The organism is Segatella copri (genome assembly GCF_009494835.1).
GTDB classification, from domain to species: Bacteria; Bacteroidota; Bacteroidia; order Bacteroidales; family Bacteroidaceae; genus Prevotella; species Prevotella copri_F.
Genome location: NZ_VZBE01000087.1, coordinates 83,769 through 106,549, shown reverse-complemented (window position 1 = coordinate 106,549; position 22,781 = coordinate 83,769). Strand labels below are relative to the sequence as shown.

17 protein-coding genes and 1 tRNA gene are annotated in these 22,781 nt (G+C 48.0%); 9 read left to right on the top strand and 9 right to left on the bottom strand.

Annotated elements, in window-relative coordinates:
- Window positions 1–22: 22 nt before the first annotated feature.
- The 5 genes from F7D47_RS13120 to F7D47_RS13100 all read left to right on the top strand — a co-directional run bounded on the left by F7D47_RS13120 (window position 23) and on the right by F7D47_RS13100 (window position 4,491).
- Complete coding sequence (locus F7D47_RS13120; protein ID WP_006849199.1) at window positions 23–550, top strand: shikimate kinase; 528 nt, start codon at window positions 23–25, stop codon at window positions 548–550.
- Between the two features lie 70 nt (window positions 551–620).
- Window positions 621–2,513, top strand: a complete 1,893-nt coding sequence (gene speA / locus F7D47_RS13115) for a biosynthetic arginine decarboxylase (protein ID WP_153085262.1) — start codon at window positions 621–623, stop codon at window positions 2,511–2,513.
- 81 nt (window positions 2,514–2,594) lie between these two features.
- Window positions 2,595–3,365 carry an acetylglutamate kinase gene (argB, locus tag F7D47_RS13110; protein ID WP_153085263.1) on the top strand — a complete coding sequence of 257 codons (771 nt, stop codon included), beginning with the start codon at window positions 2,595–2,597 and terminating at the stop codon, window positions 3,363–3,365.
- A gap of 120 nt (window positions 3,366–3,485) precedes the next feature.
- On the top strand, window positions 3,486–4,001 hold the full coding sequence (locus F7D47_RS13105; protein WP_119229705.1) for an RNA polymerase sigma factor: 516 nt from the start codon (window positions 3,486–3,488) through the stop codon (window positions 3,999–4,001).
- Window positions 3,991–4,491, top strand: a complete 501-nt coding sequence (locus F7D47_RS13100) for a pyruvate ferredoxin oxidoreductase (protein WP_153085264.1) — start codon at window positions 3,991–3,993, stop codon at window positions 4,489–4,491. The genes F7D47_RS13105 and F7D47_RS13100 overlap by 11 nt, the downstream gene beginning before the upstream one ends.
- 794 nt (window positions 4,492–5,285) lie before the next feature.
- Here the strand turns inward: F7D47_RS13100 and F7D47_RS13095 are convergent.
- From F7D47_RS13095 to F7D47_RS13080, 4 genes are all read right to left on the bottom strand, one after another.
- Entirely contained in the window at window positions 5,286–6,164 is an 879-nt protein-coding gene (locus F7D47_RS13095; protein ID WP_153085265.1) for a hypothetical protein, read from the bottom strand.
- Window positions 6,165–6,244: 80 nt separating this feature from the next.
- Window positions 6,245–7,078 (bottom strand): CPBP family intramembrane glutamic endopeptidase, encoded by an 834-nt coding sequence (locus F7D47_RS13090; RefSeq protein ID WP_153085266.1) that lies wholly within the window; start codon window positions 7,076–7,078, stop codon window positions 6,245–6,247.
- A 50-nt stretch (window positions 7,079–7,128) separates the two neighbouring features.
- Window positions 7,129–8,067 (bottom strand): bifunctional riboflavin kinase/FAD synthetase, encoded by a 939-nt coding sequence (locus F7D47_RS13085; RefSeq protein ID WP_153085267.1) that lies wholly within the window; start codon window positions 8,065–8,067, stop codon window positions 7,129–7,131.
- A 48-nt stretch (window positions 8,068–8,115) separates the two neighbouring features.
- Window positions 8,116–10,755: a calcium-translocating P-type ATPase, PMCA-type gene (locus tag F7D47_RS13080; RefSeq protein WP_153085268.1), complete on the bottom strand. Its 2,640-nt coding sequence runs from the start codon at window positions 10,753–10,755 to the stop codon at window positions 8,116–8,118.
- A gap of 178 nt (window positions 10,756–10,933) precedes the next feature.
- Between F7D47_RS13080 and F7D47_RS13075 the strand changes: the two genes are divergently transcribed.
- The 3 genes from F7D47_RS13075 to pafA all read left to right on the top strand — a co-directional run bounded on the left by F7D47_RS13075 (window position 10,934) and on the right by pafA (window position 15,025).
- Window positions 10,934–11,007 (top strand) — tRNA-Ile (locus F7D47_RS13075).
- A gap of 355 nt (window positions 11,008–11,362) precedes the next feature.
- Entirely contained in the window at window positions 11,363–13,333 is a 1,971-nt protein-coding gene (locus F7D47_RS13070; protein ID WP_153085317.1) for a heavy metal translocating P-type ATPase, read from the top strand.
- A gap of 81 nt (window positions 13,334–13,414) precedes the next feature.
- Entirely contained in the window at window positions 13,415–15,025 is a 1,611-nt protein-coding gene (gene pafA / locus F7D47_RS13065) for an alkaline phosphatase PafA (protein WP_153083701.1), read from the top strand.
- Between the two features lie 110 nt (window positions 15,026–15,135).
- Here the strand turns inward: pafA and aat are convergent, their stop codons facing one another.
- From aat to F7D47_RS13045, 4 genes are all read right to left on the bottom strand, one after another.
- On the bottom strand, window positions 15,136–15,801 hold the full coding sequence (aat, locus tag F7D47_RS13060) for a leucyl/phenylalanyl-tRNA--protein transferase (protein WP_117694924.1): 666 nt from the start codon (window positions 15,799–15,801) through the stop codon (window positions 15,136–15,138).
- A gap of 43 nt (window positions 15,802–15,844) precedes the next feature.
- On the bottom strand, window positions 15,845–18,079 hold the full coding sequence (locus F7D47_RS13055) for an AAA family ATPase (protein ID WP_420377554.1): 2,235 nt from the start codon (window positions 18,077–18,079) through the stop codon (window positions 15,845–15,847).
- A 110-nt stretch (window positions 18,080–18,189) separates the two neighbouring features.
- The gene (locus F7D47_RS13050; RefSeq protein ID WP_006849241.1) at window positions 18,190–18,492 is read right to left on the bottom strand and encodes an ATP-dependent Clp protease adaptor ClpS; all 303 of its coding nucleotides are present in this window, start codon (window positions 18,490–18,492) and stop codon (window positions 18,190–18,192) included.
- Between the two features lie 10 nt (window positions 18,493–18,502).
- Window positions 18,503–19,009: a flavin reductase family protein gene (locus F7D47_RS13045; RefSeq protein ID WP_153085269.1), complete on the bottom strand. Its 507-nt coding sequence runs from the start codon at window positions 19,007–19,009 to the stop codon at window positions 18,503–18,505.
- Window positions 19,010–19,390: 381 nt separating this feature from the next.
- On the opposite strand from F7D47_RS13045, the gene F7D47_RS13040 reads away from it, so the two are divergent.
- Window positions 19,391–21,439: a TonB-dependent receptor plug domain-containing protein gene (locus tag F7D47_RS13040; RefSeq protein ID WP_153085270.1), complete on the top strand. Its 2,049-nt coding sequence runs from the start codon at window positions 19,391–19,393 to the stop codon at window positions 21,437–21,439.
- Window positions 21,440–21,584: 145 nt separating this feature from the next.
- Here the strand turns inward: F7D47_RS13040 and F7D47_RS13035 are convergent, their stop codons facing one another.
- Window positions 21,585–22,568, bottom strand: a complete 984-nt coding sequence (locus F7D47_RS13035; RefSeq protein ID WP_437181619.1) for a cation diffusion facilitator family transporter — start codon at window positions 22,566–22,568, stop codon at window positions 21,585–21,587.
- Between the last annotated feature and the right edge of the window lie 213 nt (window positions 22,569–22,781).

Sequence of the window (22,781 nt, the reverse complement as noted above, 5' to 3'; positions counted from 1 at the left end):
ATTGACATAGAAACAGAAGAAAATGAAGTCAATCATCATCATAGGATACATGGGCGCCGGCAAGACAACGGTCGGCAAAGCCCTCGCCAAAGACCTTGGCGTTATGTTCTACGATCTCGACTGGTATATCGAGAGCCGAATGCGCAAGACCGTTAAACAGATCTTCGACGAAGTTGGAGAAGAGGGATTTCGCAAGATAGAGCACAATATGCTACACGAAGTGGCAGAGTTTGAAAATGTAGTGGTAAGTTGCGGAGGAGGAACACCATGTTTCTTCGACAATATGGACTACATGAACCAACTTGGCGAAACGTTTTACCTGAAGGCATCTCCAGAAACCCTTCACGCTCATCTGAAGATGGGCAAAGGCGTACGCCCTCTGCTGCTCAACAAAACACCGGAAGAGGTAGACAAGTTTATCCATGAGCAGCTGAAACTTCGCGAGCCTTACTACGAGAAGGCAAAACACATCATCGATATCAACGTGATGGACAATTATGATAAAATCAACGCTATTGTTCAGCAGATCAGAGACCTGCTGAACATATAGCCGTATCTAATAAAGTAATATATAATAAAGGTAACAAACAAAACTGATTTCCAGCAAGCAAGATTAGAAAATGAAGAAATGGACTATTGAAGACTCGAAGGAGCTCTACAACATCTGTGGTTGGGGTACTTCTTACTTTGGCATCAACGACAAGGGTGATGTCTATGTAACTCCATGCAAGGACAACACACAGATAGACCTGCGCGACATCATGGACGAGTTGGCATTACGCGACATCAACGCTCCCGTACTGCTCCGTTTCCCAGACATCCTCGACAACCGCATCGAGAAGACAGCCAGCTGTTTTCAAAAGGCAAAGGAAGAGTATGGATACAAGGGAGAAAACTTTGTCATCTATCCTATTAAGGTGAACCAGATGCAGCCGGTCGTTGAGGAGATTATCTCTCACGGCAAGAAGTTCAACCTCGGACTGGAGGCTGGCTCTAAGCCTGAACTCCACGCCGTCATCGCCGTACAGGCACAGAGCGACTCGCTCATCATCTGTAACGGCTACAAGGACGAGAGCTACATCGAACTTGCCTTGCTGGCTCAGAAGATGGGCAAGCGCATCTTTATCGTAGTAGAAAAGCTCAATGAGCTGGATATCATCGAAAAGGTAGCCAAAAAACTCAACGTAAAGCCAAACATCGGTATCCGCATCAAACTGGCTTCTTCAGGTTCAGGCAAATGGGCTGAAAGCGGCGGCGATGCATCTAAGTTCGGCTTGACCAGCGCAGAACTGCTCACAGCCCTCAAGAAGATAGACGAGATGGGATTCCACGACTGTCTGCGCCTTATCCACTTCCATATCGGAAGTCAGATTACCAAGATTCGCCGCATTCAGACTGCTCTCCGTGAGGCAGCCCAGTTCTATATTAGCCTCCACAAGATGGGCTACGATGTAGATTTCGTAGATTGCGGTGGCGGACTCGGTGTAGATTACGACGGCACCCGCTCTTCCAGCAGCGAAAGCTCCGTAAACTACTCTATCCAGGAGTATGTAAACGACTGTGTCTATACATTCGTAGATGCAGCCAACAAGAGCAATATCGAGCACCCTAACCTCATCACCGAGAGCGGCCGCTCGCTCTCTGCCCATCATTCTGTCCTGGTCATCGATGTCTTGGAGACAGCTTCCCTGCCAGAAATGCCTGAGGAGTTTGAGGCGAAGGAGACCGACCACCAGCTGGTGAAGGATCTTTATGAGATATGGGACAACCTGAATCCTCGCAACATGCTGGAAGACTGGCATGATGCCGAGCAGATTCGCGAAGAGGCCTTGCAGCTTTTCTCTCACGGCATCGTAGATCTGAAGACCCGTGCAGAGATTGAGGCAATGTACTGGAGCGTGTGCCACGAGATCAACAATCTTGCCAAGCACATGAAGCATGTACCAGAAGAGCTCAGAGGATTGGATAAGATTCTTGCCGACAAGTATTTCTGCAACTTCTCTCTGTTCCAGAGCCTGCCAGACAGTTGGGCAATAGACCAACTCTTCCCTATCATGCCTATCCAGCGTCTGAACGAGCGTCCTACCCGCAACGCTACCTTGCAGGACATCACCTGCGACAGCGACGGAAAGATTGCCAACTTCGTTACCGACGGACATATCGGCAACGTTCTTCCTCTTCATCCATTGAAGAAGAACGAACCATATTATCTCGGTGTATTCCTCGTTGGTGCCTACCAGGAGATTCTGGGCGACATGCACAATCTCTTCGGCGACACCAATGCTGCCCACATCTCTGTAAAAGACGGCAAATATAGCATCGACCAGATATTCGACGGCGAGACCGTAGAGGAGGTATTGGATTACGTACAGTACAATCCGAAGAAGCTCGTCCGCCAGTTGGAGCAGTGGGTAACCAAGAGTGTGAAGGAAGGTAAGATTTCGCTCGATGAGGGCAAGGAATTCCTGGGCACCTATAGAAATGGTCTCTTCGGATACACATATCTTCAGTAAGAATTAACAGTTGATAGTTAATAGTTTACAGCAAGATTGCCCTATAATCTATTAACTATAAACTATAAACTAAACTTAAAGATGGAAAAAGTAACAGTAGTAAAGGTAGGCGGTGCCATCGTTGAAGACAGCGAGCAGCTGGCACAGCTCTTGAAGGATTTCGCAGCCATTCCTGGCAAAAAAGTATTGGTACATGGCGGTGGCCGCCGTGCCACTAAGGTAGCCGCAGCCCTCGGCATCGAGAGCAAGATGGTGAACGGTCGCCGCATCACTGATGCAGACATGCTGGAAGTGGTAACAATGGTTTATGGCGGTCTGGTCAACAAGAACCTGGTTGCCAAGCTCCAGGCTAACGGCGTGAATGCTCTCGGTCTGACCGGTGCTGATATGGACGTAATCCACAGTCACAAGCGTCCGTTGAAGGACGGTATCGACTTCGGATTCGTGGGCGATGTAGAGCGTGCCAACGGCAAGATGCTCCAGACCCTGATTAATGAAGGCATTACTCCAGTGATGGCCCCATTGACCCATGACGGCAAGGGCAATATCCTCAACACCAATGCCGACACCATAGCCAGCGAGACTGCCAAGGCTCTGGCTCCTTACTACGATGTGACATTGATATATAGTTTTGAAAAGAAAGGCGTGCTCAGTAATCCTGAGGATGACGACAGCGTGATTCCAGTGATTACCCATGCCGATTTTGAGAGATATAAAGCAGATGGTACCGTGGCAGGCGGCATGATTCCTAAGTTGGAGAATGCCCTTGCAGCCATCGATGCTGGTGTGAAAGAGGTGATTATCACCCTTGCTACCGCCATCGACGGAGAGCACGGAACGGTGATTAAGTGAAGAACGAAGAGTGAAGAGTGAAGAATTCATCACCTTTTTTCTTAACAAGAGTTAAAAATAGAAATAAATTAAGATTGGTTGTAACTTTCTTATAACATAGTCGTCATTAATTATAGAGGGATGAAAGAAATCAGTTTCCAGAACGATGTTTTGCCGCTGAAGAACAAACTCTTCAGGCTGGCTCTTCGCATTACTCTCAACCGGGAGGAAGCGGAAGACGTTGTGCAGGATACGCTGATTAAAGTCTGGAACGCCCGCGACAGATGGCAGGAGCTTGACTCCATCGAGGCATACAGCCTCACCATCGCTCGCAACCTCTCGCTCGACCGCATCAAGAAGATGGAAAATCAGAATGATTCGCTGGAAGAGCAGAATACAGAAAGGTTAGACGAAAACACTTCCACCCCCTCAGAAAGGATGATTCAGAAAGACAAACTGAACATCGTAAAGAATATTATCGACGAGTTGCCTGAAAAGCAGCGCAGCTGTCTGCAGCTTCGAGACATCGAAGGAAAATCCTACAAGGAAATAGCAGACATCCTCTGCATCACGGAAGACCAGGTCAAGGTGAACATCTTCAGGGCTCGTCAAACAGTTAAACAAAGATTTCAACAATTCGACAGATATGGATTATAAGTACATCAACCAACTTTTGGATCGCTACTGGAAGGGCGAGACTTCTCTCGAAGAAGAGGAGATTCTCCGCGCATTCTTCAGCCAGGACGAGTTGCCTGCCGAGCTGAAGCCATACCAAGCGCTCTTCTCTTACGAGATGGGCGAGGCTAGGCAAGAGGCGCTGGGTGATGACTTCGACCAGAAGATGATGGCGATGATTGAAGATGAATACACCAAGAAGCCTAACAAGGCAAAGGTCGTTTCATTGACAGAGCGCCTGAAGCCTCTCTTCAAGGCTGCTGCCGTGGTAGCTATCATCCTGACATTGGGCAATGCAGTTCAGGTTCCTTTCCAGAGCAATGACATTGATTCTGTTGAAAACGTAGGATACATCAAGAGTGGCAAGGGCGTGTCCGTAGCCATGGGAGATTCTGCTTCGGTTGATTCTATGCAACGCACAGGCATCGATCAGGTAAGCACTCCAACAACGTCTCCAACGTTATTAAAGTAGATTATTTCTATGCTTTCTCTATAAAAAATCATGTTTAGTAAAACAATTCTGAAGCTGTGAAGTTTCAATTCTCTCAAATTTTTCATAACATACTAACGTAATAGGGCTGTCAGGATGTACTGGCAGCCCTTACTTATTTTATATATTTTGCACGCAAGCGTATGATAAAGGATACACAAGTGGCTCAATTTATCGCCACTGCGAGGCTTCATTTAAGCCTTCTGCCGGTCATCATAGATGACTCTTGCCTGCCTTCATATAAGGCTCCTGGCTAGCTTAAGAAGGAGGACTTGAAAGGGTGGTTTTCCTGATGGGGGTTAACAGAGTTAACAGTTAACAGCCCAAAATGCCTACTTTCCCCCCACTCACATATAATAATAAGTATATATATTTATATATAATATTAAGGTATAGGAGAGGGGGAGGATGCAAAAAACAGCTGTTAACTGTTAACCTGTTAACCCTTTGCCCCTTTTGTTAAAAATACTAACTCATAGTTTTCTCCTCCAGAACTCACCGTTTCTCGGGGCAGAAGTCATCGTTTTCTTCTTGGGAATACATCGCCTACCGGATGGAAATCCTTGCTTTTCTTTACAAATTCATGCTAAAAAAATAACACGGACAAATTGAATTTGTCCGGACAAATTGTCCGGCGATTTATAAATCCCTGATTATTTGACAGTTACAAACTTCCGGACAAACAAGCCGGACAAATTCAATTTGTCCGTGTTTTATTTTTCAGCCGAAATCAGCCATTTTGTTTATTGCCAATAAACAAATTTGCGGCTTTTTATTTACTGGCAATAAACAAATCGGATATAAGTTCTATCATCAAAGCTCTTATTGCCCTCTACGATGCCCTTGGTGGCAATAAAGGAATGGATGTTCTGAGGGTCGTTGGCAATCTGCTCTGCCAATGCCGCCTCGCTCGCTGCCAAGGTTGGCTTCAGGAACGGATAGCCATCGCTCGCCAAGACTATCTCGGAGGAAGAAGATGGAATTGTATCTGATGCAGAAGCGGAGTCAGAGCAAGGGACAGAATCTGATGCTGGAACAGAATCCTGAACAGAACTAGAATCTGAAACAGAGACAACCTTCACTCCCTCCCGATAGATAGGAAATCCATCGATAACCGTATAGGTCTGGTTCTGCCCCGAAAGCATCGCCTTGATAAGCAATGGCTCTATCTGCTTCCTAGCCTCAGCAGGCGAAAGGCCCTGCTCTATCAACTCTACCCTCTTACGGGCAATTTTCTCCTCATAAGGCTTGCCATTCTCATAGAGTTTTCCATCGATGATGGCCTGGCAATCGCCCACCATCCAGACTTCATTCCTTGTCCGGCTATAAAGGATAGCCGAGGCGGTAAGCCGCTCTTCCGGATGCTCCTTCAACCGTTCTTCCACCCCTAGTTTTTCATATACCTTATTATATATATAGGCTGTCACGCCCTGGCAGAAATCATCTACCGAGGCATCCGCCTTCAGTTCCTCCCGGATATACTCCGAGATAAGCATCATGGCGTATCTTCCGTTCTTCATATCAGGATTGAGATGCTTCGGCGTCTTGCTCGTACTGCCATCTATCACAGCGATGAAATCATCGGTTACAACCATTCCATCCTCACAAGCCTCCTGGCTCTTCTTTCCTATAATGCTGCTTTCTATTATCTTCATAAAATCTACTTATCTATCCGGTTATATATCTGAAAAAAGGCTACCCATCCAGGTAACCTTTTTACTCGTTTATTTATCTCTTAAGCCTTCACCTTCTTTAATCTGATAACCAGCTGTATGAAACTTGGAATCATGATGCAGAGAGAGAAGCCTATGGCATAATACATGGTTTTCTCATCGCCATGGAAGAGGTCGATGAGCTTGCCATCGCTCTGAGGCATGATATTGGACAGGACATACGCCATCGTATTATTCACCCAGTGGAGCAGGATGCCCGGAACAAGACTCTTGGTGCGATAATACATCCAACCCAGGAGTAAGCCCAGCAGGAGGGCATTGACAAACTGCGCTACGTTGGCGTGAGCCAGACCGAAGATGGCAGCCGAAATCATGATGGCTACCCAATGGTTCTTCTTGCTCATAAGACCCAGCAGGGTGCGGAGAATGGCTCCACGGAACACAACCTCCTCAGCAAAAGGCGCCAGAACGCCGATAGCCACATAGCCCCAAGGCTCCTTCATGAGCGATGCGAGTATCTGCTCGGCATTCTCGTCCATCTCGATGCCTATCTGCTCATATATGAACTCCAGAGGAATGATGGTTCCCAGGGCGAACAATGCCACCCAGAGAAGCGTTACCCAAGGCTTGGAAAGCAGATAATCGCGGGTCAGCGGTGTCCACTTCGTCTTCAGGAAGATGACGAGGGTGATAACGTTGCTGAACGCTGAGGTAAGCGCCATCAGGATAGGATTGCTGCCCGAACTGATAGCCAGGAGCGTTGCCTGGTAACCTTCGCCCTTAATGCCCGCCCAGATTCCTGCACCAGCATACATCACGATAATCTGTACTACTATAAATATAATCAGGTAGAGGACGATATCCGTCAAACCTCTCTTTAAATTAATCTTTGCCATTGCTTTTACTGTTTATAATTAATCGTTTATAGTTAATAGCATTCTCGCTATCATTCCGCTTCCTTTTCAAAGAGATCCAGCACGGTCTGCTCATCCTCTTTCAGCTGCGCCGCCAACTCCTCGGGACTGTCAAACTTCTGTTCGCCCCTTATTCGCTTCACGAAGCTTACGAGCAAGAGCTGGTCATAAATATCCCCGTCGAAATTGAAGATGTGCGTCTCTAGCGTCAGTTGTCTGCCATTGAAGGTTGGGCGATTGCCCACATTCATCATTCCCCGCTTCCATTCCACCGAATTCTCCAGTCTTACCCTTACGGCATAGACACCAGGGGCAGGAATCAGCTGTCCGAAGTGAGAGATGTCGAGATTGGCAGTAGGGAAACCGAGCTTTCTGCCTTCATGGAATCCGTTCACCACCTTTCCGATGAGGGTGTAAGGGAAACCGAGGCACCGGGCTGCCATCTCCACTTCTCCCTCTTTCAGGAAAGAGCGGATTACAGAAGAAGAGATGTTGATGCCGTCTATCTGGAAGGCTTCGTTCCTGATTACCTCGATGCCCATCTCCTTGCCGTAGCGCACGTAATCTTCGAAAGTCTCCTCGCGGTTGTGACCGAAGCGATGGTCGTAGCCGATGAAGAGTTTCCTTACGTTGAGATGGTCGTGGAGCACCTGCTGCATGAACTCTCTTGCCGACATGGCAGCCATCGCCTTGTCGAAATGCAGCACCACAGCATTATCCACTTCCGTCTTCGAAAGCAGCAGCAGCTTGGAGTCGAGCGTACTCAGCATCTCTGGCTGATAATCTGCCTGCAATACCTTGCGGGGATGCGCATCAAAGGTGATGACGGTAGATTGCAAGCCATCCTTTCGTGCCGTCTCTACGAGATGATGAATCAGGAACTGATGTCCCCGATGCACCCCATCGAAGAAACCGATGGTTGCCACACAAGGCGGCAACTGCACGATATCATTATAATGTATTGTATTCATAAGGACTGTCTTTAACATTCATATCAGAAGAAGAAAAACTCCGATGGATTATCTTCTCTTTGCTATCATTCTCTTAAAAGTTCTCCACAGCTCGCCCGCCCAAAGTACAACGGAGGTTGAGCAGATGATGAGCAGCCACTCGTGGAGCGACAATGGTGTGGTGCGGAACATTTCGCCACCAAAGGTTACGATAATCCACTGACCCACCAATACCAGTACAAGCACCAGAATCATTCCCTTATCCTTCAGGAAATGGCGGAAGGCGGTGTGATGACTCATCAGCGCCTTGGCATTGAAGAGGTTCCAGAACTGAATCATCACGAAGGTGGTGAAGAACATGGTCAGTTCATGCACATCTACTCCACCCTTGCCTCTGCGCTCGCAGTAAACCAGCAGGGCAAACATCACGAGGAAGAAGACGATGCCGCAGAACAGGATGCCGAAACCGATGCTCTTGTTGATGATGAAATCGGATGCCTTGCGTGGTTTATCCTTCATCACCTCGTGAGATGGAGGCAATGAGGCAAGTGCCAAGGCTGCAAAGGTATCCATGATAATGTTCACCCAGAGAATCTGAGTAACCGTCAGAGGCATCTCGGTTCCGATGACTGAGCCGCCAAGCACCAGCAGGAGGGCTGCCACGTTTACTACCAACTGGAAGAAGAGGAAGCGCTGCAGGTTGCGATAGAGCGAGCGTCCCCACATCACGGCGTTGGCGATAGACTTGAAGGAATCATCGAGCAGGGTCATATCCGAAGCCTCCTTTGCCACGGAAGTTCCCGAACCCAGCGACAAGCCCACGTGAGCATAGTGAAGCGCCGGAGCATCGTTGGTACCGTCGCCTGTTACGGCAACCACCTCGCCACGCTTCTGAAGCATGGCCACCAGTCGCTGCTTATCGGTAGGACGGGCACGGCTCATCACACGAATATCCTTTGCCCGTTCGTAAGCCTCTTCATCAGAAAGAGCCTCCCACTGTTCACCCGTAATCATCTGCTGGTCGAGCGAGGTCAGAGAGCCATCTGCTCCGATATTCTCAGGTTCATCTTCGAAGACACCTATCTGCTTGCCTATCTCCAAGGCGGTGGCAGCCGTATCACCCGTAACCACCTTCACCTCGATACCCGCATGGCGGCACTCCTGCACGGCAGCAGGAACATCCGGACGGATAGGATCGGCAATGGCTGCAATGGCCTGCAACTGAAGGTCGTTGGCATCGAGAAGCGCTACCACTTCGGCAGTAGAGGTTCTGGAAGTTCTCATGATAGAAGCTTCTATCTTCTTATAGGCGAACGCCAGGGTTCTCATAGCCTTATGCTGCCACTCATCAAGTTCTTCGGCTGACTGTCTCTGCATTCTATCTTCGATGATGCATTTCTTCATCACGATTTCAGGCGCACCCTTTACGAAGAGATAGGTCTCGCCATCAACTTCTGCCAAGGTTGCCATCATCTTTCTCTCGGTAGAGAAAGGCAACTGCTTGAGCACGTTCACCTGCTTGCGGAGTTCTTCATAATCCTTGCCCTGGGCATCGAGCCAGAGCAGGAGAGCCGACTCGGTAGGGTTTCCGATAGGTTTGCCGTCATTCAACTCGGCTGTAGAATTGAGGGCAATGGCAGTATCAAGCAGCGCCTCATCGCCCTGCTTGAGTTCCAGGGCACTCACCTGCATCTTGTTCTGGGTAAGCGTACCGGTTTTATCGGTACAGATTACGGTAACCGCACCCATGGTTTCGCAGGCATGAAGCTTGCGCACCAGATTATTCGACTTCAGCATTCTTCGCATGTTGAGCGCCAGAGAAAGGGTAATCGCCATCGGCAATCCCTCCGGCACCGCCATCACAATCAGGGTAACAGCCATCATGAAGTATTTCAACACGATTTCTGCCATATAGAAATAATCCTTGCCGCCCCATGCCGGATTGGTGAGGATATCGTGAATCAGGAAGATGAAGAAGGCTGCCACAGATACTACAGAGCCTACCTTGGAAATCATCTTAGCCAACTTGTCGAGCTGCATGTGAAGCGGTGTCTCCACAGAAGTCTGCTCGGTAGATTTCTTCGCCACCTTACCAATCTCGGTAGCATCGCCCACGGCTGTAACTACGAACTCCCCCCTGCCATTCATCACCATGGTAGAACGGAGGATGACGTTGCGAGGATAGGCACCATCGCCACCGCCTTCCAGAGATTTCTCGGCAACAGGTTCGCCCGTAAGGGCAGATTCGTTAATCTGCAGGTCGTTGCAGACGATGAGTTCTCCATCGGCAGGCACCTCGTCGCCCACTTCCACGAGCACTACATCTCCCACCACCACATCGTGGCGCGGAATCTCCATCACCTTACCATTGCGGCGCACCTTAACCGGCTGCTCTTCGCTGAGCGCCGTAAGCAGATTAAACTTCTTGGCAGCATCGCGCTCAAAGTAGAAGCCCACGGTAGTAGCAAGGAAAACTGCCACAAAGATACCGATGGTCTCCATGAAATTCTTTTCGATAAAAGCAAGGATAAGGGATACAAAAGCCGCCACAAGAAGTATCTGGATAATCGGGTCGCGATATTTATCCAAATACAATTTCCATAATGAAGTACGTTGAGGAGGGGTAAGCACGTTCTTGCCATGCTGTTCCCTACTCTGTTTAACTTGTTCATCGGTAAGACCGATTCTTTTATTTTTGTCTATGTCCATTTCTGAATAGAAATTCTTTTCCTTTTTTGTACGATTAATAAGTACATACGCACGTGTGCGCACATAATTTGGTGCAAAGATACGCTATTTTTCTGATTCTAAGAAAATTTTTAAGATTTTATTTGGTTATTTGCCCAAAATCTAGTATCTTTGCACTCGAATTTAATAAAAATTCAACGGACTTGTAGCTCAGTTGGTTAGAGCAACAGACTCATAATCTGGAGGTCCTAGGTTCAAGCCCTAGCTGGTCCACGCTTCTATTACAGCGACTTACGAGCAATCGTAGGCCGCTGTTTTTCTTTTTTCACAAAACGTATCCGACAGAAAAAAAGAGGGCAACTGGAGCTTTTGCAACCAAGTTGCAAAAACCTTTTCGTAATTTTGCAACCGAAATAGAAAAAGGAACTGAATGTTCCTGATTATATAGAACTAAAAGTATTGCAAAATTATGGAAGAAATGAAACATTCTCACGAACATCATCATGAATGCCATTGTGAAGATTCTCACGAACATCATCATGAGCACAATCATGACTGCTCATGCGGCACAGAAGAACATGAGCACCAGGGGTGCGGTTGCCACCACCATCACCATGAAGAAGGCGGTTTGAAATCCAAACTCTTTCTGATAGGAGCAACCATCATCCTCCTGATTATCGCTGTTTTCATCGAAAAGGAATACAGTCTGGCTACCTGGCAGTTGCTCCTCGTCTATCTCATTCCTTATTTATTAATAGGACATGAGACGCTGGGCGAAGCTGCAGAAGGTATTGCCAAGGGCGATATGTTTAACGAAAACTTCCTGATGGCTATCGCTACCATCGGAGCCCTTTGCATCGGATTCTTCCCAGGATCAGATACAGAATTCCCGGAGGCAGTCTTTGTGATGCTCTTCTTTCAGGTGGGCGAACTCTTCGAAGGATATGCGGAAGGAAAGAGCCGCGACAGTATTTCGCATCTGATGAATATTAGACCGGATGTAGCGAATGTTGAAAGAAACGGAAAAGTAGAGTCGGTTTCGCCGGAAGACGTCAAGATAGGAGAAACTATCGTAATCCGTCCGGGAGAGAAAGTTCCATTGGATGGTATTGTTGTTGAGGGAAGCTCAGCCTTGAATACCATTGCCCTGACAGGTGAGAGTATGCCACGGGATTTGAATGAAGGCGATACTATCATGTCCGGTTGCATCAACCTTTCAGGAGTAGTTCGTGTACGCACCACCAAGAGTTTTGGCGAAAGTACCGTATCTAAGATTATCTCTCTGGTAGAGAGTGCAGACAAGAACAAGTCGAAGAGCGAGGCTTTCATCACCCGTTTCGCCCGAGTCTATACTCCTATCGTTGTTTTCGCAGCCATTGCCCTGGCGGTTATTCCTCCATTCCTGGCAGCTACGGGAATCGTCGGCGAAGGAACCTTTGGCGAGAACTTCCCATTATGGCTCAACCGCGCCTTGATATTCCTGGTAGTTTCCTGTCCTTGCGCCCTGGTCATCAGCGTGCCCCTCACCTTCTTTGGCGGCATCGGCGGAGCATCCCGGAATGGTATTCTCATCAAGGGCAGCAACTATATGGATGCTTTAGCCAAGGTGGGAACCGTTGTGTTCGACAAAACCGGAACTCTGACCCACGGAGAGTTTGCCGTAGCAGCTGTTCATGCTGATGATTCCTGCCCAGACCATTCATCCCACGATGCAGATAATGTGCATATTGGCGAATATTCTGACAAGGAGAAAATCCTGCTTCATCTGGCAGCTCATGCTGAACATTTTACTACCCACCCTATCGGCGCAGCCCTGCGGACTGCCTTCCCGCAAGAAGCAACGGATGACTGCGAGGTGACCGATGTAGAGGAAATTGCAGGACAGGGTATCCGTGCCAAAGTGAACGGCAAGGTGGTTTGCGTGGGCAACAAGAAGATGATGGAAAGCATCGGTGCCCAATGGCACGACTGCAACCAGGTGGGAACCATCATCCACGTCGCCATTGATGGCAAGTATGCGGGACATATTGTGATCAACGACACCCTTAAGGGAGGAAGCGCCCATGCCATCAGAGAGCTGAAAGAACTGGGAGTAGAGAAAACGGTAATGCTGACGGGTGACCGCAGAGAAGTGGGAGAAGATGTTGCCCACAAACTGGGACTGGACGAGTGCCGTGCAGAACTGCTGCCAACCGATAAGGTTTCGCATGTAGAACAACTGCTGAAGACAAAACCAGCAGGCAAGACGCTCGCTTATGTAGGCGATGGCATCAACGATGCCCCTGTATTGAAGCGTGCCGATGTGGGCATTGCCATGGGTGGACTGGGTAGCGATGCAGCCATCGAAGCTGCCGATGTAGTACTGATGGATGATGACCCTAGAAAGATTGCCCTTGCCGTAAAGATAGCCAGAAGAACCATTCATATCGCTCACGAGAACGTGATATTTGCCATCGGAGTAAAGGTTGCCGTACTGATTCTCGCCACCATTGGTCTCGGCACCATGTGGATGGCTGTCTTTGCCGATGTAGGTGTTACGGTACTGGCTGTATTGAACGCCATGAGAAGTTTGGGTAAAAATCGTCTTTTTTATCGTTAAATACCAAAATAAGTTGTATCTTTGCAAACGAATAGCAATATACAATACTGAATGGTTATGTATAAAAAAGACATTTTGACTATGAATAAGATTATCAAACTCATCTTCGTGCTCTGCTGCTTCTGCGGCATTGCACAGGCTCAGCCTCAACGCCCTAAGCTCGTTGTAGGCATCGTTATCGACCAGATGCGATGGGATTATCTCTATCGCTACTACGCCCGCTACGGCGAAGGCGGATTCAAGAGAATGCTCGGAGAAGGATTCAGCGTAGAAAATTGCAAGATTCCTTATATCCCTTCGGTTACAGCCATCGGCCACTCTTCTATCTGGACCGGTTCCGTTCCTTCCATCCACGGAATTGCAGGAAATAACTTCGTGAAGGATGGAAAAGTAGTGTATTGTACTGCCGACGATACCGTCAACCCGGTAGGTTCAGACAGCAAGGCTGGCAAGATGTCGCCTCGCAACCTGTGGGTAACCACCATCGGTGATGAACTCCGTCTGGCTACCAACAACCGCTCTAAGGTGATTGGTGTAGCCTTGAAAGACAGAGCATCCATCCTCCCTGCGGGCCATCACGCCAATGGCGCTTTCTGGTTTGATGACAAGTCGGGCAAGTTCATCACCAGTACTTTCTATATGGATAAGTTGCCAGAGTGGGTGAACAAGTTCAACAAGCAGAAACTCCCCAACAAGTATCTTTCCAAGAAATGGGAGACGCTCTACCCTATCGATTCCTACAAGGAGAGCACCAGCGATGACAACAACTACGAGAATGGAATTGTTGAAGGCGAGAAGGCGGTATTGCCACTCGACCTGCCTACCTTATATAAAAAGCATGGTTACAAGATTCTCCGCAGTACCCCATTCGGCTGCAACCTGACTTTCGATATTGCCAAGGCTGCCATCGAGGGCGAGAACCTGGGTAGAAACACAGATACTGATTTGCTGACCATCAGCTGCTCCAGCACCGATTACATCGGTCATCAGGTGGGCGTGAACGCCATCGAAACAGAAGACTGCTATCTCAGATTAGATAAGGCATTGGCAGATTTCTTCACTTATCTCGACCAGACCGTGGGCAAGGGAAATTATCTCACCTTCCTCACCGCCGACCATGGAGGCGTGAACAACGCTACCTTCCTGCAGGATCAACGAATCCCTGCCGGCATCTGGAACAAGAAGGGACTGGTAGATGAATTGAACAAGAGTCTGAAGACAAAGTTCAACACCGACAAGGACCTAGTAAAGACCATTATGAACTATCAGGTATTCTTCAATACAGACATCATCGAGGAACTCGGTCTGGATTACGCAGCCATCAAGCAGGTGGTAGTAGACAGACTGAAGAAAGACAAGGACGTGCACTATACCTTCGACATGGAGAAGACCTCTATCGAGAGCATCCCTGAAGAGTTGAAGTTCCGCGCCATTAACGGTTATAACCGCGAGCGCAGCGGAGGTGTTCAGATTGTACTGAAACCAGGTCACTACGATTATTACAGCAGCAAGGGAACTACCCACGGAGCATGGAATCCATACGATATCCATATTCCTTGCCTGTTTATGGGTTGGGGCATCCAGCACGGCGAGAGTGCTCAGCCTCACTATATGACAGATATTGCCGCTACCGTTTGTGCGATGCTGCATATTCAGGCACCTAACGGCTGCATCGGCACACCGATATTCTAATAAAAAGCAAAAAGCCAGATAATAACAAAGGCTAGGTTCACGATTCTGGAAACCTAGCCTTTATTTTTTATTCAAAAGAAGATGTTCTTCTATTCCGAGAAGAACATCTCTTATTCTTCGTTCATAATCTTCATATATTCCTCGTAAGAAATATATCTGCCCCCCATCGATTTGAGATGAGGAGTCTCCAACTGACAATCTATCATCTTGCCACCGTGCTCCTGCAAGTATCTGGCAAGGAAGATGAGGGCAATCTTAGAAGCTGACGGAACCCTGGAGAACATGCTTTCTCCGATAAAAACCTTGCCGATGGTGACACCATAAAGTCCACCCACCAGTTCATCGGTTTCATTATCCCATACCTCTACGCTCGCCGCAAAGCCCTGCTTATGGAGGGCAGTAAATGCCTGGATGATGTTCTCGCCCAGCCATGCGCCATCTTCCCAATACCGTCCGTTGGTCTTGCTGCATCCCCGTATTACGCCATCGAAATCTTCGTTGATTCCTACGCTGTACCGGTTCTTTCTCATCAGGGTACGCATAGAATGACTGATGTGGATTTCATCAGGGAAGATGACGAAACGCTTCATCGGACAGAACCAGAGTATTTCAGGCTGGTCACGGAAACTATACCAGGGAAAGATGCCATTGCTATAAGCCAGCAACAGGCGGTCGATACTCAAATCGCCACCAATCGCAAAGCATCCATCCTCATCGCCATAATGCGGATCGGGAAAGTAAATCTCGTCCGCAGTATCATCTATCTGTAATATCATACGCTTATCTTTTATCAAGAATATTCTTGACTAGACTTTCATTCTAATAATTAATCACCAGTTCCTTTCCGTCAAAGTCGACATGCGCCTTGCCACTCTTCTTGAGTTTGCCGAAGAGCAACGCCTTCATCAGGATCGGTTTCAGGCGGTTACCGATGACACGGTCCATCTCGCGGGCACCATATTCCTTGGTAAAGCCCCATTTCAGCAATTGTTCACGCGCAGCATCGGTTAACGTTACGGTAACTCCCTTTGCTGCCAGTTTCGCATCGAGTTGACGAAGTTTCTTGGCAAGAATCAGTTCTGCCATGTGCTTATCCATATCGTTGAACACCACCATGTCGGAAAGTCGGTTGATAAACTCAGGCTTGAAAGTCTTCTTCACCTGTGCCAGCATCGCTTCGCCACGACTTACGTTTCCATTGAAACCTACGCTAGCCCGTGAAGCATATTGTGCTCCGGCATTTGAGGTCATGATGAGAATCACGTTACGGAAATCAGCCTTCTGACCCTTGTTATCAGTCAGACGGGCATAGTCCATTACCTGGAGCAGGATGTTGTAGATATCGCTATGCGCCTTCTCTATCTCATCGAGCAGGAGTACACAGTTTGGCGTCTTGCGGATGGCATCGGTCAGAAGTCCTCCATCCTCATAACCCACGTATCCAGCTGGCGAACCGATAAGTTTTGCCACGGTATGCTTCTCGGTATATTCACTCATATCGAAGCGTACCAGTTCGATGCCGAGTTCCTTGGCCAACTGCCGTGCCACCTCGGTTTTTCCTACTCCGGTAGGTCCCACGAAGAGGAGCGAAGCCAATGGTTTGTCATCATCTGTCAATCCCGCCTTTGCCATCATCACAGCCTCAACCACCTTGTCTACAGCCTTGTCCTGACCGTAAATCTTGTCGAGTATGCGCTGGCGGAGCGTAGCCAAAGCATCGTTATTCTCATCTTTCATCGCAGCCGCATCAATCTTGCAGACTTTAATCAGAATCTGCTGGATGATAGACTTGGTAACATAAGAGCGCTGGCGAGATTCTACCGGATGCACCTCCAGATAAGCACCCGCCTCATCCATCAGGTCGATGGCCTTGTCTGGCAGACAGCGGTTGCTGATATATTTGGCGCTGGCACGGACGGCATATTCCAGGGCGTCCTTGCGATAGGTTACGTTGTGGAACTTATTGTATTTATACTGCAAGCCCTCCAATATCTTGATAGCCTCCTCCTCGGTAGGTTCCTTGATATCTATCTGCTGGAACCGACGCACGATGCCCTTACTCTGAGCCATGTAACGGTTATATTCCTCGTAGGTGGTAGAGCCGATGAAACGGATATCGCCTGCCTCCAGATATTGCTTCAGCATATTGGATGCATCAGGTCCGCCATCTGAGCCACGACCGGCACCTATCATATTATGAATCTCATCGATGTAGATAATGGTATTGCCTTCCTTCACGGCTCCCTCCATCACCATCTTGATGCGTTTCTCGAAGTCGCCGCGATATTGGGCACCGGCAAGCATCTGTCCCATATCCATGCCGTAGATGCGAGCCCCCTTGAGGCGTTCAGGAACCTGATTCTCATTGATGAGCTTGGCAAGGCCATAAACCAGGGCAGTCTTGCCGACTCCGGCTTCTCCGATGTGGAGCGGATTGTTCTTCTCGGCACGGCAGAGCACCTGGATGGTTCTGTCCAGTTCCTGTTCTCTTCCGATGAGCGGATTGTGCTCTTCTACCTTGTCAGAAATACAGGTAACCAGCTGATGCCAATCCTGTACAACCTGTCTTCTGCCTTCTTCCTCGTCGTCGTCATACTCGTTGGCATAATCGTCATCATCAAAGTCTGCTCCCATGCCCATGCCAGCCTCTCCAGTATCTTCTCCAATAGGATAATAACTGTCAACGCTCGCCAGAAACTCGCCCTGCCGGTCGCCCACATTCTTGCACAGCAGGAAGGCGGCTTCTGAATTCTGCAAGCCAAACATCGCCTGCACAAAATGGGGTACATTCACCAGCTGTCTGTCGGCAGCAGCAGCCAGGGCGCACGCCGTTCCAAACATGGTTTTGAAGAGCGATGACGGCTCTGGCAGATACTTGATGGTTTCAGGCACACGCTCCTGCTTGGCGAGCCATTCCACCAAGTCTTCGTGCATCTTGAGGCTGTCTACGCCTTCTTCCTGCAGCGCCTGACAGAATGCATACTGCCTGAGCAACGCCAGCAGCATGTGCTCGGGCATCACGAACTCGTGGTCGAAGAACCGGGCTTGCTTCATGGCATCGTCCATCAGAACACTCATATATCGGGTCAATCCCATACTGTCCATTCTATTTTTTCCTTTCTTTTTCTTAGCATATATTGGGGATATTTCCCCGAAATCAACGCCTATTCCGGCATATAAGTGAGTTTAAGCGGAAACTTCTGCGTACGGGCTTTCTCCATCGCTTTCTCCACTTTACTCTTGGCGATGTCATAGCTGTAGGTGCCCACCACGGCTTTCTCTTCGTGATGAACCTTGAGCATGATTGCTTCAGCCTCAGCCTGCGACTTGAAGAAGATGGATTCCAGGATTTCTACCACGAAGTCCATCGGTGTGAAGTCGTCGTTGAACATCATTACCACGTAACGCCCCGGCTCCTTGAGCCTGGTTTTCTGGCGTTCACGAATTGCTGTTTGTTCTTGAGCCATATTTTAATTTTTACTTTTTATAAGCATTGGTAATCTCCACAACATAAACATCGTGGAATCCACCCTTGGCACCATACCACTGGAGCAGGTCCTTGTCGAGGAACTTCTCGGCGGTCATACTGTCCTTATAAAGTTTGCGACATTCCAGGGTGAGTCGTGACTGCTCGAAGCCAATGCAGCCGTTATCGGTTTCCACAGGAGTCAATCCTGTTTCCTTCACCTTATCCAAATCGCGTCCGCTCTTAGAGCCGCAGAAGCTATAAATCTTCCGAGCCTCCTCGCTGTTGCCGAGGAAAGAGAGAGTCATGAATTCATTCTCCTCGATGATGCCGTGGGTGAAACGCTCCGGACGGATAAAGACCACAGCCACCGGCTTGTTCCAAAGCCATCCCAAACAGCCCCAAGAGGCGGTCATCATATTGAAATGATCCTTGTTGCCGGCACATACCAGCATCCACTCCTTACCAATAGTCTCGAAGACGTTGTCATTCAGTTCTTTTACGTTGATCTTTTCCATCTTATCTGTTCCTTTCTTTTTAATTTCTAATTACCATAAAATTGCGACAGCAGTATTCTGATTGCAGAATGCTGCCCATATCAACTGCAAAGATACAAGAATAATCTGAAAAAGCGAATGTTTCTTTAAGAAAATCGCATCACCCTATTGAGGATTATGCCTAATTAATACTTTTTTATGCCACAAGAAGGCTGAATTGAATACGATTTGTGAGGTAGGAAACCGACCTTGATTTACATTAACTTTGCATCGGCAGTTGAAAAAATAATTCACATTTTATTTTGTCAGTTGCCCAAAAGGCAGTACCTTTGCACCCCGAATGCCGAAAGCCGGGAAGGCGGAAGGCTTCGATTTATTATTCATTTATAAACATTTTATTTAATGTACAAAACAATTTTCAACAAGCGCAACAGCTTGAAGTTCAACCGATTCTCTAACAAGAATTACTCACTCTTCGCAGTTTTGGGAAGAGAGGTACTTGTTGGTGCACTCAGCGTTGCTACCCTGAGCCATGCTAAGGCTGCAGGCGTAAGCACAGAAGGAGCCAAGGTTGATTCTACCCTCTACAAGGGCGGAAAGGCTTACGAGCTGGATGCGGTGAGCGTTACCGGATCTCGTGCGCCGATGACTGTAGAGCAGTCACCTAAGATTGTGTCTGTCATTACCCGCGACGATATTCATCGTGCGGCTGCGCAGACTATCAACGATGTATTGAAATTAGCTACCGGCGTGGATGTCCGTCAGCGTGGTGGCTTTGGTGTTCAGACGGATATCTCCATCAATGGTGGAACCTTCGACCAGATTACCATTCTCTTGAATGGCGTCAACATTTCCAATCCTCAGACTGGTCACAATGCTTCTGATTTTCCTGTAGCTCTTGCTGACATCGACCACATCGAAGTGCTCGAGGGGGCAGCATCGCGCTTATTCGGAACTTCAGCCTTCAATGGTGCCATCAACATCGTAACCAAGAAGGCTAAGAGTAAGGGGGTATCTGCAAGTGTAGAAGGCGGAAGCTTTGGAAGTTTCGGAGCACAGGGACGTGTGCAGACGGCTTTTGAAACGGGCAAGTGGACCCAGGCTTATTCCGTAAGCGGAGGCTACAAGCGCTCGGATGGCGGCACGGAGAACAGCGACTTCGAGAAGGGACAGGGCTACGGCAATCTCTCTTTCTCTTACGACCAGCGTTTTGACATCATCGCCCAGTTGGGTATCGCTACCCAAAGCTATGGTGCCAATACTTTCTACAGCGCCAAATATAACAACCAATATGAGAAGACAGACCACGGTCTGGCTTCGCTCAATCTGAGTCTGCATAACCAGGAGAAGACCTGGGAGATTGCGCCTCAATTCTATTATAACAAATTCAAGGATCACTATCAGCTGATTCGTGGAACTCAGACAGGCGAAAACTATCACGACCTCGATGTTTATGGTGGTGGACTGAATGCCAACGTGGCTTGGGCTTTGGGTAAGACTGCGGTTGGTTTCGACATCAGCAAGGAGTGCATCTACTCTACTGCATTGGGCGAAGAACTCACAGAGAAAGACTATAAGGATATTTCGGGTTCCGACCGTCAATATACCCGAAAGGGTGAACGCACCAACACCAACATCATGTTGGAGCACAACTTCATCTTCGGTGGTTTCACCTTGTCGGCTGGTGTCTTGGCTAACAAGAATACCGGTTTGGACAACGACTTCCGCTTCTATCCTGGTGTGGATATGAGTTATCGTCCTAACGACAACTGGAAGTTCTACGCTTCCTGGAACAAGGCATTGAGAATGCCTACCTACACCGACTTATACATAAGTAATGCGGTGCAGCAGGGCGACATCAGTCTAAACCCGGAGAAGAACTCAACCTTCAAGGTGGGAACTCAATATCGCCAGACTGGTTTTGCCGCAACCGTAAGCGGATTCTACGCACACGGCACCAACATGATTGACTGGGTTCAGACTTCAGAAACGGAATTGGCTGACCATAAGTATCACGTGATGAACATCGGAAAGCTCAACAACATGGGCTACAACGTAGATGCTACTATCTACATGAGAGAATTGGTACTAAACAGTTTCATCACCCGCATCAAGTTGGGTTATGCTTACATCTATCAGGATCATAAGACCGAGACAAACATTCTGAAATCACTCTATGCATTGGAGTATCTCAAGCACAAGGCTGTATTCGGTCTGGATCATCAGATTTGGAACAAGCTTTCAGCTTCGTGGAGCGTAAGATGGCAGCAGAGAATGAATGGCTATCATCCATATACCAAGGTAGATTGCAAACTGATGTGGGACGAGAAGAAATACAATATCTTCGTGAAAGCCGACAACATCACTTGCCACCGCTACTACGACCTCACAGCTGTTAAGCAGCCAGGTTTGTGGATTATGGCAGGAGCCAGCGTAAATCTCGGCCGATAATATAATCAGATAATAATCATCCCAAAAGATGATAAATATCCGAAACACGATTCGGATATCAAATAAAAAAACGAGCCTTGATGGAGGTTTCTTCCTTCCGTCAAGGCTCGTTTTCTTTTATTCCGGCTATTTCCTTTTATTTCAGTTATTCCGGTTTCTGATATTTTCCGTTCACTTTTATCGGTTCGAGATGGATTCCCACATGGGTATCTGCACCGAAGTGCTGCTTCAGTTTTGTTTCTATATGAGTAGCATGCTCATGTGCCTCATAAAGCGAGAGAGAACCCGGCATACGGACGTGCATTTCTATCGCAATCTTGTTTCCGATGCGACGGGTACGCAGGTTATGAATCTCTCCTACTCCCTGCTCTTCGTTCGCAACCTTCAGAATTTCATCTTCCTCCATTTCCGGAAGACTGGCATCCGTCAGTTCTTTCACAGACTGCATCACCAGTCCCCAGGCAGCCTTGATGATAAAGGCACTCACGATGATGGCTGCAAGCGGATCGAGCACCGCCCATTTTTCTCCCAGGATGATGGCGCCACCAATACCAAACATCGTTCCGATACTCGATAAAGCATCGCTGCGATGATGCCAGGCATTCGCCACTACAGCCTCGGAATGATATTTCTTTCCGGCTTTTACCGTAAACTGATAAGCCCACTCCTTCATCACGATACTTACGATGGCAGCAAGCAAGGCTACAACGCCCGGCTGCTGGAGTGTCTCGCCGCAGATGGCACGATAGGTCTTGGAAACACCAGAATAACAGATCACCACACCCACCACGAAGAGCGAAATGCCGATGATGGCTGTGGCAAGCGTCTCGTATTTGCCATGACCATAATCATGGTCCTTATCCATTGGCTTATTGCCCAGTTTTACGAATACCAGTACCACCACATCTGTGGCGAAATCGGTGAGCGAGTGGATGGCATCCGCTATCATGGCTGCAGAATGTCCGAGAATACCTGCAGCAAACTTCAGTACGAGCAGCACCACATTGATGATGCTTCCCGCTATCGTCACCTTATATACTTCCTTTACTCTATCCGCATCAGCGGAATGATTCTTTTTCGTTTCTGCGGGCATCTCTTGCTCGTTATATATTCTCTCATTCTTGTCCATACTATAAAATATAACAGAAGTCCTTTGCTTCCTTAATAATGTTTTTGTATAACCAAATTCCTGTCTTTCATGAATTGAGCGGCAAAAGTACATCTTTTTTCTGAAATCGGATAAAAAGAGAGATTAAAAAAGTATAACGAATAGGGAATAATGTGATAGCGAAGAGAGAAAAGCATGGAATTTTGTGATAAAACGCCTTAAAACAATAGGAAT

Coding starts and splice junctions, on each gene's coding strand:
- F7D47_RS13055 (WP_420377554.1), bottom strand. CDS start 18,079: ATGAAGCAAGCCCGGTTCTTCGACCACGAGTTCGTGATGCCCGAGCAC.
- F7D47_RS13100 (WP_153085264.1), top strand. CDS start 3,991: ATGGATTATAAGTACATCAACCAACTTTTGGATCGCTACTGGAAGGGC.
- pafA (WP_153083701.1), top strand. CDS start 13,415: ATGAATAAGATTATCAAACTCATCTTCGTGCTCTGCTGCTTCTGCGGC.
- F7D47_RS13050 (WP_006849241.1), bottom strand. CDS start 18,492: ATGGCTCAAGAACAAACAGCAATTCGTGAACGCCAGAAAACCAGGCTC.
- argB (WP_153085263.1), top strand. CDS start 2,595: ATGGAAAAAGTAACAGTAGTAAAGGTAGGCGGTGCCATCGTTGAAGAC.
- F7D47_RS13105 (WP_119229705.1), top strand. CDS start 3,486: ATGAAAGAAATCAGTTTCCAGAACGATGTTTTGCCGCTGAAGAACAAA.
- F7D47_RS13040 (WP_153085270.1), top strand. CDS start 19,391: ATGTACAAAACAATTTTCAACAAGCGCAACAGCTTGAAGTTCAACCGA.
- F7D47_RS13080 (WP_153085268.1), bottom strand. CDS start 10,755: ATGGACATAGACAAAAATAAAAGAATCGGTCTTACCGATGAACAAGTT.
- speA (WP_153085262.1), top strand. CDS start 621: ATGAAGAAATGGACTATTGAAGACTCGAAGGAGCTCTACAACATCTGT.
- F7D47_RS13095 (WP_153085265.1), bottom strand. CDS start 6,164: ATGAAGATAATAGAAAGCAGCATTATAGGAAAGAAGAGCCAGGAGGCT.
- F7D47_RS13090 (WP_153085266.1), bottom strand. CDS start 7,078: ATGGCAAAGATTAATTTAAAGAGAGGTTTGACGGATATCGTCCTCTAC.
- F7D47_RS13035 (WP_437181619.1), bottom strand. CDS start 22,568: ATGGACAAGAATGAGAGAATATATAACGAGCAAGAGATGCCCGCAGAA.
- F7D47_RS13085 (WP_153085267.1), bottom strand. CDS start 8,067: ATGAATACAATACATTATAATGATATCGTGCAGTTGCCGCCTTGTGTG.
- F7D47_RS13045 (WP_153085269.1), bottom strand. CDS start 19,009: ATGGAAAAGATCAACGTAAAAGAACTGAATGACAACGTCTTCGAGACT.
- aat (WP_117694924.1), bottom strand. CDS start 15,801: ATGATATTACAGATAGATGATACTGCGGACGAGATTTACTTTCCCGAT.
- F7D47_RS13120 (WP_006849199.1), top strand. CDS start 23: ATGAAGTCAATCATCATCATAGGATACATGGGCGCCGGCAAGACAACG.